This window comes from Rhodococcus sp. NPDC079359 (assembly GCF_040702585.1).
Taxonomy (GTDB): Bacteria; Actinomycetota; Actinomycetes; order Mycobacteriales; family Mycobacteriaceae; genus Rhodococcoides.
Genome location: NZ_JBFBLH010000004.1, coordinates 319,944 through 333,568 on the forward strand (window position 1 = coordinate 319,944; position 13,625 = coordinate 333,568).

Annotated in this window: 10 protein-coding genes; 7 read left to right on the plus strand and 3 right to left on the minus strand. The window is 65.0% G+C overall.

Annotated elements, in window-relative coordinates:
* Nucleotides 1-131 precede the first annotated feature (131 nt).
* From AB0362_RS12580 to AB0362_RS12595, 4 genes are read left to right on the plus strand one after another with little or no spacing between them, the layout of a single operon-like run.
* Nucleotides 132-944, plus strand: coding sequence for a hypothetical protein (locus AB0362_RS12580; protein ID WP_176460342.1), 813 nt, complete (start codon nt 132-134; stop codon nt 942-944).
* Nucleotides 941-2,530: a DNA polymerase Y family protein gene (locus AB0362_RS12585; protein WP_317808739.1), complete on the plus strand. Its 1,590-nt coding sequence runs from the start codon at nt 941-943 to the stop codon at nt 2,528-2,530. The genes AB0362_RS12580 and AB0362_RS12585 overlap by 4 nt, the downstream gene beginning before the upstream one ends.
* 28 nt (nt 2,531-2,558) lie before the next feature.
* Entirely contained in the window at nt 2,559-3,317 is a 759-nt protein-coding gene (locus AB0362_RS12590; protein WP_317808812.1) for an alpha/beta hydrolase, read from the plus strand.
* An 11-nt stretch (nt 3,318-3,328) separates the two neighbouring features.
* Nucleotides 3,329-3,838: a hypothetical protein gene (locus AB0362_RS12595; RefSeq protein ID WP_317808740.1), complete on the plus strand. Its 510-nt coding sequence runs from the start codon at nt 3,329-3,331 to the stop codon at nt 3,836-3,838.
* Between the two features lie 10 nt (nt 3,839-3,848).
* Here the strand turns inward: AB0362_RS12595 and AB0362_RS12600 are convergent, their stop codons facing one another.
* Complete coding sequence (locus tag AB0362_RS12600) at nt 3,849-5,849, minus strand: SDR family oxidoreductase (protein ID WP_317808741.1); 2,001 nt, start codon at nt 5,847-5,849, stop codon at nt 3,849-3,851.
* Between the two features lie 34 nt (nt 5,850-5,883).
* Entirely contained in the window at nt 5,884-8,013 is a 2,130-nt protein-coding gene (locus AB0362_RS12605) for an MMPL family transporter (protein WP_317808742.1), read from the minus strand.
* 124 nt (nt 8,014-8,137) lie between these two features.
* On the opposite strand from AB0362_RS12605, the gene AB0362_RS12610 reads away from it, so the two are divergent.
* Together AB0362_RS12610 and AB0362_RS12615 are read left to right on the plus strand one after the other, a co-directional pair.
* The gene (locus AB0362_RS12610; protein ID WP_317808743.1) at nt 8,138-11,413 is read left to right on the plus strand and encodes an error-prone DNA polymerase; all 3,276 of its coding nucleotides are present in this window, start codon (nt 8,138-8,140) and stop codon (nt 11,411-11,413) included.
* A 23-nt stretch (nt 11,414-11,436) separates the two neighbouring features.
* The gene (locus tag AB0362_RS12615) at nt 11,437-11,937 is read left to right on the plus strand and encodes a metallophosphoesterase (protein WP_317784062.1); all 501 of its coding nucleotides are present in this window, start codon (nt 11,437-11,439) and stop codon (nt 11,935-11,937) included.
* Between the two features lie 14 nt (nt 11,938-11,951).
* Here the strand turns inward: AB0362_RS12615 and AB0362_RS12620 are convergent, their stop codons facing one another.
* Complete coding sequence (locus AB0362_RS12620; protein WP_317784063.1) at nt 11,952-12,677, minus strand: SDR family oxidoreductase; 726 nt, start codon at nt 12,675-12,677, stop codon at nt 11,952-11,954.
* Nucleotides 12,678-12,755: 78 nt separating this feature from the next.
* Here AB0362_RS12620 and AB0362_RS12625 point away from each other — a divergent pair, with 78 nt between their 5' ends.
* Nucleotides 12,756-13,595: a helix-turn-helix transcriptional regulator gene (locus tag AB0362_RS12625; protein ID WP_317784064.1), complete on the plus strand. Its 840-nt coding sequence runs from the start codon at nt 12,756-12,758 to the stop codon at nt 13,593-13,595.
* Nucleotides 13,596-13,625 lie beyond the last annotated feature (30 nt).

A 13,625-nucleotide genomic window follows, 5' to 3' on the forward strand; every position in this document is an offset into this window, starting at 1 on the left:
CACCTTGACGAGTTGCCGTCCGAGCGGCTTTACTGAGTGCAGATCGAAATTGTGTTCGAATGCGCCACTTCCCGCGTCCGTCGAACACCGAAGTTTCGGCTCGATTTTCTTACGCCGCGAAGGGGAGTGACATGACTGTATCGGGAGCTTCTGTCACGCCGGATGCGCTCGACGGGTTGTCGCTGCCGGAGCGCGTGGCGTTGCTGCGTAGCCGGATGGCTGCCGTGCCTTCTCGGGGCGAAACGGCATCGGTGCGCATCGAGAATTCGGACCCTGTCGAGCCCGTGATTCAGGAACCGTCGACGCAGCGTCCAACCCGTCAGCGGCCCGTTCTACCGGTGCCGTCCGCGCTGATCGAGGTACTACCGCACGGCGGCCTGGTGCGTGGAACGGTGGCCTCGGTATCCGGTGCAGGCTCGCTCCTGATCGGGTTGGTGGCTGCGGTGACCGGTGCCGGTGGGCATGTCGCCGTCATTGGGCAGCCCCGTTTCGGGATTCTGGCCGCGGTCGAGATGGGTGCACAGTTGAGCAAGCTTGCCCTGATTCCCGATCCCGGTCCCGATCCGGTGGAAGTGGCGGCAATTCTGCTCGACGGTGTCGACCTCGTCGTGCTCGGTCTCGGTGGTCTGTCGGTATCGCCCACTCGGGCCAGGGCCGTGGTGGCCAGAGCGCGTAGCAAGGGCTCGACGCTGCTGGTGACCGATGGGCACTGGGACGGGGCAGAGTTACGACTGGACGCATCGGTCCACGGATACGACGGCCTCGGCACGGGCCGGGAGCTGGGTCGCGGCCGACTGCGCGGCGTCCGTTTGTCGGTGTGCGCTCGCGGCAAGGCTATGCGGCCCCGCACCGTTCGACTCGACCTGCGTTCGGAGAACGGCCGCATCGAGTGGCATGCCGAGGGGCGCGAACAGAATCCGTTGTCGATCGCGGTCTCGACATGAGCATCGACCGCTCCAGCCGTGTTCATGCCAACCGTGTTCTGGCACTGTGGTGCCCCGATTGGCCTGCCGTTGCAGCAGCTGCCCAGGCCGATCTCCCTGCGACGCATCCGGTGGTCGTCACCTCGGCCAATCGGGTCGTCGCCTGCTCGGCGACGGCACGGGCATCGGGCATCAAGCGCGGCCTACGCCGTCGGGAAGCGCAGGCGCGGTGCCCGGAAGTGCATGTCGCTCTGGCCGATACCGATCGTGATGCGCGACTGTTCGAGCCCGTGGTCTCGGCGATCGCCGCCATCGCACCGGGAGTGGAAGTACTGCGACCGGGCCTGCTTGTTCTTTCTGCCCGCGGCGTCGGACGGTATTTCGGTACCGAGCATCGGGCCGCGGAACGGCTGATCGACGAAGCGTCGGCTGCCGGAGTGGAATGTCAGATCGGTATCGCCGACGAGCTGTCCACCGCGGTCGTCGCCGCGCGGTATGCGCAGGTGGTGCCGCGCGGCGGGGGTGCAGGCTTCCTCGCGCCGTTGCCGGTGGCGGAACTCTCGGCGGAACCGAGCATGTCTGCTGCCGATCGCGGCGAGCTGGTGGATCTGTTGCGGCGCTTGGGTCTACGAACCATCGGCGACTTCGCTGCACTGTCTCCGGGGGATGTGGCGTCCCGGTTCGGTACCGACGCGGTGCTGGCGCATCGCAGTGCACGAGGCGAGCCCGAGCGTCCGCCGTCGGCCAGGGCTCTTCCACCCGACCTGGATGTGGAGTACCTGTGCGACCCGCCGATCGATCGAGTCGACGCCGCTGCGTTCGCCGGGCGCGGCCTGGCCGAGCAGCTGCACACCAAGCTTGCCGCCGCTGCCGTTGCGTGTACTCGGCTGCTGGTGCATGCCAGTACCGGTAACGGTGAGAACCTGTCGCGGATCTGGCGCTGCGCGGAGCCGTTGACGCCGGAAGGGACAGCCGATCGTGTGCGGTGGCAACTGGACGGCTGGATCACCGGGCGCAGCGAGAACAAGCCGACGTCCGCGATCACCGTGCTGCGGCTCGAACCGATCGAAGTGGTGGCCGCAGGTGAGCTGCAACTGGGGTTGTGGGGCAGTGTCGGCGACGAGGACGAGAGGGCGCGTCGGGCGTTGGTGCGCGTGCAGGGTCTGCTCGGTGGCGAATCGGTTCTCGGTGGTGTGCTCAGTGGGGGTCGTGGGCCGGCCGAGCGGATCACGTTGCGTCCGCTCGGCGACGAATTGGTGCCGATATCCGATCCGTCGGCTCCTTGGCCGGGACGGCTACCCGAGCCTGCTCCGGCGGCAGTGATCGAGACACGTCCGAGAGTGACGTTGATGAATCGAGCGGGAACCGGAATCGGCGTCACCGATCGTGGTGTGTTCGATGCGCCCCCGTCGCGGTTGCGCTGGGGCACCAAGGAATGGGAGTTGACGGGGCTGGCGGGACCGTGGCCGGTGGACGAGCGGTGGTGGGACAGTGGCCACGCGGCGACGGGTCCGACGGCGCGAGCCCAGGTGGTGCTCGACGACGAGAGGGCCCTGCTGCTGGTGTTCGACGAGGGTCGGTGGCGGGTGGAAGGAATCTACGAATAGCGGCACCGCTACCGTCGAGGGAATGCAGATGATGTCGGAGACGGTCGACCTCGATGGCGTCGATATCGCGTATCGGTCGTTCACCCCGCTGGGGCATGCGAACTCGGATTCGGCACCGGTGATGCTGGTGCACGGTATGGGCGGTGACAGCACAACCTGGGATCGGTTCACCCGGGCGCTCACCGCGCAGGGCCGCCGGGTGATCACCGTCGATCTGCGCGGACACGGCAAGAGTGCGCACACGTCCACGTACGAGTTCGATTCCTTCGGGGCAGACCTGCTGGCCCTGATCGACCACCTCGGGCTGAACCAAGTCGATCTCGTCGGCCATTCCCTCGGTGGATATGCGGTCTCGCTCGTCGCGCAACGTCGCCCGGAGCTCGTTCGGCGTCTGGTACTCGAAGAGCTCCCGATACCGATCAGGCCGGGGGACGCTCCGCCGACCCTGACCGGCAAGATGCCGTCGATCACCGAACTCTGGCACGCAGCGAGCAGCGTCGTTCTGCATCCCCGCGCGGTACTCGCCTTCGATCGCTCGATGACCGCCACTGCTCTCGAGCAGTTCCGTCGGCCTAATCCGCAGTGGTGGGAGTCGTTGGTCGACATCGCTGCTCCGACGTTGGTGCTTCGCGGCGGTCCCGGCGGCATGGTCGATCCGGAACGACTGGACGCGATGGTCTCCGAGATCTCGACCTGCCGCGTCGAGGCGTTTCGCACCGGACACAGCATTCATCGTGACGGCTACTCGGCGTTCGAGGCCACCGTCCTCCCGTTTCTGACGCACTAGTGTCTTCGGACATGACACCGAGTGCGCTCGATCGCAGGATGCTGGGCTGGTCGGCACTGTTCGTCGTATCCCAGGCCAACATCGCCCGACTGCTCGGCCCAGCAGCTCCGAAAGTGCTTGCCGTGCAGACGGCGTGGTCCGCCGAGCGTTATCGGCAGATCCTGGCGAGCATGGACGAGACCGAGATCGCCCGGTTCCGCAGCCACTATCTGCCCGATTTCGTCCATCCGGCGATCTACGCCGTTGCATTGCGTGCCGGCGCGAGGAGCCTGGCGGACAAGACGCCGCTGAGCCCTGCGGCGACGACGGCATTGGCCGTCGCGCCCGTGGCCTCCGCTGCCGGCGACTACATCGAGAACATCGTCGGATTGATACTGGTCGACAACCGTGAACAGATCACCGACACCGTCGTCCGCGCCACCACCGTGGTCAGCACCGTCAAATGGGTGCTGGCTATCGGCTCACTGGCGTACTTGAGTCAGGGATTCCTGCGTGTCTGGGGCAAGGCACTGCTGCGGTGACTGTCGCCGGTCACCAGCTGGTGCCGGGAACCAATCTGCCGGCGCGACGGATCACTTTGCCGATGCGTGCGCTCGGAGCTTTCGGATCGTAGGGCCGGACTCGGTAGGGCACCTTTCCGTCCTCGAGGGGTACCTGCGCTTCTCCTTTGGCAGCCGCGGATTCGGCGAACGTGCGGTAGTGCTGGTGCATCGTGCGGTCCTTGCCCTTGGGGGCGAAGATGGCTCCGAACTGTCCGAGCGTTCCCAGTGGCGTATCGATGCGTTTGGGCTTGTCGCTCAATGCGCGGATCACCATGGCCGCGGCCTTCTCCGGTGAGAACACCGGGCCGACGTTCTTGTCGCCCGTCGGGGTGATCATCGGAGTGTCCACCAGCGGCATGTGGATCGTGGTGTACGTGATTCCGTCCGAGAGTGTTTCTGCCGCAGCAACATCGGTGAACCCGTCGAGTGCTGCCTTGCTGGCCACATAGGCCGAGAACCGAGGGGGGTGTGCCAGGACTGCAGCGCTGGAGATGTTGACCACGTGCCCGAACTGACGTTCGCGCATGTGTGGCAGCAGCGCCAGCACCAACCGAATTGCCCCGAAGTAGTTGACAGCCATGGTGCGCTCGTAATCGTGCAACCGATCGGTGGACCGATAGAGCGAGCGGCGGATGGATCGCCCGGCATTGTTGACCAGCATGTCGACATGACCGTGTTCGCTCAGAACGGTTTTCACGGTGTGCTCGACCGACTCGCTGTCGGTCACGTCGCACGGGTAACCGTATGCGGTGCCACCTGATTCGCGAATTCTCTCGACCACGTCGTCGAGTTGATCCTGCCCGCGTGCGAGAAGAATGACCACTGCGCCCTTGCGTGCGGCCGCCTCGGCACTGGCCCGGCCGATGCCGGAGGAGCCGCCGGTGATGATGATGTGACGACCGAACAGTGGCCCGCGCGGATCGTTTCGGCGATTGCGCTTGGGGTCGAAGTTCTCCCGCCAGTAGGTCCACACGCGATCGGCGTACGTGCGCAGTGGAGGCGGTGCAATCGAGCTGCCCTGCAATGCTTTCTGTGTCGCTGCCGACTCGAACACCGTGGGCAGGGTCAAGTGCTCGAGCATCACCGGAGGTACGCCGAGATCACGGAGGGCGGCGTCGCGTTGCTTGCGTACGGCTCGGTATTTGGGGGAGACGACCGGAGCGACCAGTGCACCCGGCACGTCGACGATCTTCGCTCGCGATCCGGCTGCCGACGAGAATGCTGAATACACCTCGGCCATGGATTGCGGACTCGTGTTCACCAGATGGAACACGCTGCCGGAAGAGGTGTCTCGATGTACGAGCTCGACGATGGCGTCGGCGACGTAATCGACCGGAACGAGGTTGGTGGAGCCCATCTTCGGCACCGTGATCGGTATGGCAGAAGGCAGCTTGGCAAGTTCGGCGAAGAATGGGAAGAAGTAGTACGGCCCGTCCACTTTGTCGATCGCACCGGTCTCCGAGTGGCCGATGATCGCGGCGGGCCGGTAGACCCGCCAGTCCGCAGCGCTGTCTCGCACCAGCTTCTCGGACTCGAATTTGGTGCGGTGATATGCCGTCGGAAAGGCTTGACCGAGGTCGAAGTCGTTCTCCGAGAACGTTCCTCGGTGGTCGCCCGCGACGGCGATCGACGAGATGTGGTGCAGGCGAGCCCCCGTCTTCTCGGCGAGACGGATCACCGAGGCCGTTCCGGCGACGTTGGTCGGGGTCTGCTCGTCGCCCGCGGTCAGATCGTAGACGGCTCCGAGATGGAGGATGTGGTCGATGTCGGAAGGCACGTCTCGGAGTCCGAGCTCCGGCTCGGTGAGGTCGCCGACCAGCGGGTGAATTCGGTCGCCGCCGTCGAGGTGCTGTGCCAGTCGCTCGAGCCGCGCCACCGAACTCGGACGCACCAGCACGTGGATTGCCGCGAGTGCATCGCGGTCGAGCAATCGGGGCAGCACGTTCTTCCCGAGAAACCCGGTACCGCCGGTTACGATGAAGTTCGCCATGCGAGCCGACCCTACTCCGAAGTAAGTTCCGGTGCTAGTGCCCGATACCGGCTTTTTCGTGCACTTTCTTCATCCAGGCGGGTGCCCACCAATTGGCCTCGCCCATGAGTTTGACCAAGGACGGAACCAGCAACATACGGATGATCGTCGCGTCGATGATCAGGGCCAGAATGACTCCGACGCCGAGGAACTTCATGATCGACAGACCCGAGATGGTGAAGGCTCCGGTGACGACGATCAGAATCAACGCCGCCGCAGTGACGATGCGTCCGGTGCGTTGGGCTCCGAAGATCACCGCTTCCTCGGTAGTCGCTCCCGCCGCGCGAGCCTCGACCATGCGCGACATCAGGAACACCTCGTAGTCGGTCGACAAGCCGAAGATGACCGCGAGGATGAGAACGACGAACGTCGATTCGAGCGGTCCTGGGGTGACGCCGAGCAGGGAGGCTCCGTGGCCTTCCTGGAACACCCACGTGAGTGCGCCGAAGGTTGCGCCCAGGCTCAGTCCGGCCATCAGTACGGCCTTGACGGGCAGCACGATCGAGCCGAACGCGAGGAACAGCAACACCAGCGTCGAGACGACCATGATGGCGATCATCACCGGTAGCCACTTCGCGATGGCAGCATTGCCGTCGTCGACGTTGGCTCGTCCGCCGCCGACGAGGATCTCGGTGCCGTCGGGAGGGGCGATCGAGCGCAGTGCAGACACTGCCTCGGATTGAGATTCGGCCTCGGTCAGGCCGCCGGTCGGCTCGCTGTAGGACGCCTGAAGTGTCACGAAATCGTTCTTGGAGCCCAGGAATTCGGCGCGAGCGATACCCGGTGTGGATTCCACAGCCGAGGTGAGGGCTGCGATGGGTGCGCCCTGAGGCTTGACGCCGTCCAGGCCGCGAAGAACCACGGTGGCACCCTCGCCGGTGGATTCGAAGTCGGTGCCGAGCGTCTCGAACGCCATGCGCGCAGGATTGTCTTTCGGCAGCGCCGTGTAGTCGACCTCGCCGAGTGAGACCTTGAGAATCGGGGTGGCGATGATCAGCAACCCGGCGACGATGACGGCCGCGACGATTCCCGGATGCTTCATCACGCGGGTGACGACGCCGCCCCAGAACTTGTGTGCCCGTGCATCGCTGCGATCGGACGCGGTACGCGACCACGTCCAGGAGTTGATGCGGGGGCCGAGAATCGCGAGCAGTGCCGGAATCACCGTCAGGGACAGGACGGCCGCGCTCGCCACCGCCGCCATGGCCCCGAACCCGAGGGATCGGATCACCGCCTGCGGGAAGACGAGCATGCCCGCGAATGCGCAGATCAACAGCAGTCCGGAGAAGACGACGGTCTTGCCTGCGGTGGACACCGTGCGGACGGTCGCGTCGAACGGCGTCGACCCGCCGCGTAGTTCCTCGCGGAATCTGCTGACGATGAACAGTCCGTAGTCGATGGCAAGGCCGAGCCCCAGTAGCGACGCGACATTGATGGAGAACGAGCTGACTTCGGTGAACTCGGTGAGCACCCGCAGGATGGCCAGTGAACTGAGCACGCTGAGGATGCCGACGAACACCGGGACCGCTGCGGCGACGACGCCGCCGAAGATGAATATCAGCAGCAGCAATGTGATGGGAACAGCGATGATCTCGGAGCGGACGAGGTCGCGTTCGAGGGTTTCGCTGAGCGATACCCCGACCACCGATGCGCCGGCGAACTGCGATTCGATGCCGGGTACTTCGAGCTGGGGCGGCAGGTCGCCGAAGGTGTTGAACGTGACGCCCGAGTTCGCCCCGAGGGACACCGTCGCCAATGCCTTGGTTCGGTCTTTCGAGATCAGAAATTCTCTGCTGACCGGGTCTGCGGTCCAGTACGAGTTGACGTTGCCGAGGGTGTATCGACCCGTGAACTCGTCGATCGTCGCTTGCACTCGGGGGCCGATGTCGTCGATCGTCTCGCCCTCGGGTGCGGTGTAGATCGCCACGATGTCGGGAGTCGGTTGGCCGATGCCCTGTACGAGCCGTGCCACCTCGGACGATTCGCTGCCGGCGTCTGCGTAGCCGCCCTCACTCAGTTTCGAGAAGACGCTCAGTCCCAACACCCCGCCGACGGTGACGACGGCGACGACGACAGCCAGTACCCATCGTTTGTGCGATACGACGAACGAGGCCCAACGGGTCACGACGGTGCTCCGGCTCTGTGGAAGGGGTCAGTGGCGACTCGACTGTAGTTGATCGTGTCGGACCCTCGTGCTCTCATTAGAACAAGTGTTCGATGCAACGGCGATGTGGTGAGGGGAGGGCTCGATGGGATGGAACGACGGACCACCCACGTGGTCGGAGATGGAGCGCGTCCTGTCCGGACGTCCCAAGCCGGCGGCCGAGGGCGACGGCGGCGACAGCCCGGCTTGGTCGCGAAAGCGGGACGTCTACGACCGCACCATCGACAAGCCCGCGCTGTCCACGACGCCGTATGCAGAATTGCATGCGCACTCGGCGTTCAGCTTTCTCGACGGTGCCTCGCAGCCCGAGGAGATGGTCGAGGAGGCGGTAAGCCTGGGCCTCGAGTCCATCGCCATCACCGATCACGACGGTTTCTACGGGGTCGTGCGCTTCGCCGAGGCGGCCAGAGCTCTCGGCATCGGAACCGTGTTCGGTGCCGAACTCTCACTGGACACACATCGATCCCGAGCCGGGGAGACCGATCCCGACGGCACTCATCTACTGGTGCTCGCTCGCGGCCAGGAGGGGTATCGCCGGCTCTCGCGTCGGATCGCGGCCGCACACCTGGCCGGCGGGGTCAAAGGCAAGCCTCAGTACGACATCGACGAACTCACCGAAGCGGCGGGCGGGCACTGGCAGATTCTCACCGGTTGCCGAAAGGGCCATGTTCGGCAGGCACTCTCGCGCGGTGGCCCGGAGGCGGCCGAGTCCGCGCTGCGCACTCTCGTCGATCGCTTCGGGGCCGATCGCGTCACCGTCGAACTCACCCGGCACGGAATTGCCGACGACGACGAGCGCAACGATGCGCTGGCGATGCTGGCTCGAAAGTACGGTCTTCCGACGATCGCCACCACGGCCGCGCACTACGCCGGTCCGCGCAGCAGGAGATTGGCCATGGCGATGGCCGCTGTGCGCGCTCGGAGCAGTTTGGACGAGGCTGCCGGTTGGTTGGCACCGACCGGCGGCGGACATCTACGGTCCGGAGCGGAGATGGCGGAACTGTTCGAGCACTATCCGGGCGCGGTGCGCGGTGCCGTCGAGCTCGGTCGTGAGTGTTCGTTCGATCTGAAGCTGATCGCGCCACGCCTCCCGCCCTTCGAGGTGCCCGACGGGTACACCGAGATCAGCTATCTGCGTCGACTCACGTTCGAGGGGGCCGCCCGTCGGTACGGCTCGCAGTCGGCGAACCCGGCGGCCTATTCGCAGCTGGAGTACGAGCTCGACATCATCGAGAGGCTCGAATTCCCCGGCTATTTCCTGGTGGTCCACGACATCGTCCACTTCTGCAAGACACACGACATCCTCTGTCAGGGAAGAGGTTCGGCGGCCAACTCGGCTGTCTGCTTCGCGATCGGCATCACCAACGTCGACCCGGTGGCGAACAAGCTGCTGTTCGAGCGGTTCCTCGCACCCGAGCGCGACGGGCCGCCGGACATCGACATCGACATCGAATCCGATCGTCGAGAAGAGGCGATCCAACACGTCTACGCCAAGTACGGCCGCACTCATGCCGCTCAGGTGGCCAACGTCATCACCTACCGCGGCAAGTCGTCCGTGCGAGACATGGCCCGTGCGCTCGGCTTCTCGCAGGGGCAGCAGGACGCATGGAGCAAGCAGATCACCCGCTGGTCCGGAATCGGTGATCAGGAGGGCGACGGTATTCCCGAATCGGTTCTCGAACTCGCGCGGCAGATCGAGGGCTTCCCGCGGCACCTCGGCATTCACTCCGGTGGCATGGTGATCTGCGATCGGCCGATCGCGGACGTCTGCCCGGTGGAATGGGCGACGATGGAGAATCGCAGTGTGCTCCAGTGGGACAAGGACGACTGTGCCGCAGTGGGTTTGGTGAAGTTCGACATGCTCGGGCTCGGCATGCTCTCGGCGCTGCACTACATGATGGACCTGATCGCCGAGCACAAGGGCATCGATATCGAACTCGCCTCGATCGACCTGTCCGAGCCCGCGGTGTACGAGATGCTCCAGCGAGCCGATTCGGTCGGGGTGTTCCAGGTCGAGTCCCGCGCGCAGATGGCCACTCTGCCGCGGCTCAAGCCGCGCAACTTCTACGATCTGGTGGTCGAGGTCGCGCTGATCCGTCCCGGTCCGATCCAGGGTGGTTCGGTGCACCCGTACATCAAGCGCCGCAACGGACTCGAGCCGGTGATCTTCGAGCATCCGTCGCTCAAGAAGGCACTCGATCGAACACTCGGAGTGCCGCTGTTCCAGGAACAGCTGATGCAGATGGCCATCGACGTCGCCGGCTTCAGTGCCGCCGACGCCGATCAACTGCGCCGTGCGATGGGGTCGAAGCGATCACCGGAGAAGATGGAACTGCTGCGTGGGCGGTTCTACGACGGGATGCGCGATCTTCACGGCATCACCGGCGCGGCGGCAGACCGAATCTACGAAAAGCTGTCCGCATTCGCCAATTTCGGCTTCCCCGAAAGCCATTCGCAGAGTTTCGCCTCACTGGTGTTCTACTCCTCGTGGTTCAAGCTGCACCACCCGGCGGCATTCTGTGCCGGCCTGCTGCGCGCTCAACCGATGGGTTTCTACTCGCCGCAATCCCTGGTCGCCGACGCCAGGCGGCACGGTGTGCTCGTCCACGGTGCAGACGTGAACGCCAGTCTCGGCCATGCGAATCTCGAGGCGAACGGCCTCGAGATTCGCATGGGGTTGGCCGATGTGAAGTTCATCGGGACCGCAGTGGCCCAGAAGATCGTCGACGCACGAGACGCACACGGGCTCTACACCTCGTTCCTGGACCTGACGGGACGCGTCGAACTGTCGGTGGCGCAGGCGGAATCGCTGGCGACGGCAGGTGCACTCGGGTGCTTCGGCATCACTCGCCGAGAGGCACTGTGGGCTGCGGGTGCAGCGGCGGGGGAGCGTCCGGGACTGCTCCCCGGCATCGGAGCGTCGACGAAAGCGCCTGCGCTACCGGGAATGTCGGATCTCGATCTGGCCTCGGCCGACGTCTGGGCAACAGGTGTGTCACCGAATTCCTATCCCACGCAGTTCTTTCGAGATCGGCTCGATTCGCTCGGCGTGATTCCCGCGAACCGGCTGCTGCAGATTCCGGACGGAGACCGAGTGCTGGTCGGCGGAGCGGTGACGCATCGCCAGCGGCCGGCAACTGCCGGAGGCGTCACGTTCATCAACCTCGAGGACGAGACCGGGATGGTCAACGTGGTGTGCTCGGTCGGATTGTGGGCCAAGTACCGCAAGCTGGCGATCACGGCTCCGGCGTTGCTGATTCGGGGAAAGGTGCAGAACGCCGAGGGTGCGGTGACCGTGGTGGCCGATCATCTGCAACTGATGGATCTTCGAGTCGCATCCAGATCCAGGGACTTCCGTTGATCGGCGACGTGCACAATCGAGGGGTGAAGCTACTGCTGATTGCCGACACTCATCTCCCGAAGCGCGCTCGTGATCTCCCCGCCGAGGTGTGGTCGGCTGTGGACGACGCCGATGTGGTGATCCATGCAGGCGACTGGGTGAACCTGGCTGCGTTCGAGCAACTCTCGCAGCGGTCGCGTCGACTGGTTGCATGCTGGGGCAACAACGACGGCGAAGAGTTGCGGGCTCTGATGCCCGAACGCGCCGACGTCGTGCTCGGCGGAGTCCGATTCAGCGTGGTGCACGAGACCGGTGCCGCGACGGGACGTGAACGACGAATGGCAGCGGCGTACCCGGAGACGGACGTGCTCGTGTTCGGCCACAGTCACATACCGTGGGACACGGTCGCGGACAACGGCCTACGGCTGCTCAACCCGGGATCACCGACGGATCGGCGTCGGCAACCGTTCTGTACGTACATGACGGCCACGGCCGAAGGTGGTGCGCTGACGGATGTGGCGCTGCACCGCATCGCCCCTCGATAGAGGAGTCGACGTACTCACATTCCGCCGGCCACCCTGATGACGGTTCCGGTCGCGTATCGCGCATCCTCGGACAACAACCACGACACCGCACCGCCGATCTCGTCCGGCACACCGGGGCGACCGAGGGGAATGCTCGACGCCATCTTCTGTGGCCGATCTCGATCTCGGTGGAAGTCGGTCTCGATGATCCCGGGTGCCACTGCGTTGACGCGGATGTTCTGCGCGGCAACTTCTTTCGACAGTCCGACCGTCAGTGTATCGACCGCGGCCTTGGCTGCCGCGTAGTGGACGTACATGCCCGGACTGCCCAGGGTCGCGGCGGCGGAGGAGATGTTGACGATAGAGCCACCCGATTCGGCCATCGCCGCGATCGCGTACTTGCAGCAGGTGAGAACCCCGACGAGGTTGACGTCGAGATCCGCTCTGATGGTCTCGATGTCGTTGTCCACCAGCGCGCCCACGGCGCGCGCCGAACCGGCGTTGTTCACCAGACCGGTGACTGCGCCGATCTCGGCGGCTGCGGTGAACAGATCGATCACCGCCTGCTCGTCGGTGGTATCGGCTTGCACGGCAATCACCGTTCGGCCGTCGGTCGACAATTCGGCGGCCAACGCTTCCGCGGCAGTGGCGTCGGAGCGATAGCCGATCACCACATCGTGCCCGTCGGCCACCAGCCGCCTGGACACCGCCGCGCCGATTCCGCGACTACCGCCGGTGACGACGGTCAAGGGAGCATTCATCTCTCGACAATAACCATCGCGCAGCAGGCACAATGCACTGCAGACGCGATGCGCACGCACGGGAAAGAAGGAACCGACGTGATCGATCGACCGGAATTGGCAGCGTTTCTCCGGCAGCGACGGCAGTCGTTGCAGCCGGAGGACGTCGGTCTGCCACGGGGGCAGCGCAGACGCACGCAAGGCCTCCGCCGTGAGGAGGTCGCAGAGCTGAGCCACATGTCGACCGACTATTACGCACGACTCGAACGGGCCAGCGGACCTGCCCCGTCGACTCAGATGATCGCCTCCATCGCGCAGGGATTGCATCTGTCGCTCGGCGAGCGTGATCACGTGTTCCGGCTCGCCGGGCACAATCCTCCCGTGCGCGGGTCGTCGAGCGACCACATCAGCCCAGGACTACTACGCATTCTGGATCGGCTGAACGACACGCCCGCCGAGATCGTGTCCGAACTCGGAGAAACGCTCCGTCAGACGCCGCTGGGCGCGGCACTGACCGGCGGTGCCTCGCAGCGCACCGGCCCCGAGCGAAGTCTGGGGTATCGCTGGTTCACAGACCCCGAGGCCCGGCAGTCGTATCCGCCCGAGGAGCGGGCAGCGCTGTCTCGGGTGTACGCGTCGGGTCTGCGCGAAATCGTCACTCTTCGCGGACCCAACTCGACAGCTGCGCACCTGTCCGCAGAGCTACTCGAGGTCAGCGAGGAATTTCGAACCCTGTGGGCGAAACGCGAAGTGGGGGTACGCCCGCCCGATTTCAAGCGATTTCTGCACCCGACGGTCGGTCTGCTGGAGCTGAACTGTCAGACCCTTCTGGACCCCGAGCAAGCGCATCGTCTGCTGGTGTACACGGCAGTCCCCGGCAGCGAAAGCTACGCCAAGTTGGAGCTGCTCGCGGTGGTGGGAACTCAGGTTCTGTCCTGACGTGATCCACGGTCTCGGTCGTATCAGTGG

Coding starts and splice junctions, on each gene's coding strand:
- AB0362_RS12580 (WP_176460342.1), top strand. CDS start 132: ATGACTGTATCGGGAGCTTCTGTCACGCCGGATGCGCTCGACGGGTTG.
- AB0362_RS12585 (WP_317808739.1), top strand. CDS start 941: ATGAGCATCGACCGCTCCAGCCGTGTTCATGCCAACCGTGTTCTGGCA.
- AB0362_RS12590 (WP_317808812.1), top strand. CDS start 2,559: ATGATGTCGGAGACGGTCGACCTCGATGGCGTCGATATCGCGTATCGG.
- AB0362_RS12595 (WP_317808740.1), top strand. CDS start 3,329: ATGACACCGAGTGCGCTCGATCGCAGGATGCTGGGCTGGTCGGCACTG.
- AB0362_RS12600 (WP_317808741.1), bottom strand. CDS start 5,849: ATGGCGAACTTCATCGTAACCGGCGGTACCGGGTTTCTCGGGAAGAAC.
- AB0362_RS12610 (WP_317808743.1), top strand. CDS start 8,138: ATGGGATGGAACGACGGACCACCCACGTGGTCGGAGATGGAGCGCGTC.
- AB0362_RS12620 (WP_317784063.1), bottom strand. CDS start 12,677: ATGAATGCTCCCTTGACCGTCGTCACCGGCGGTAGTCGCGGAATCGGC.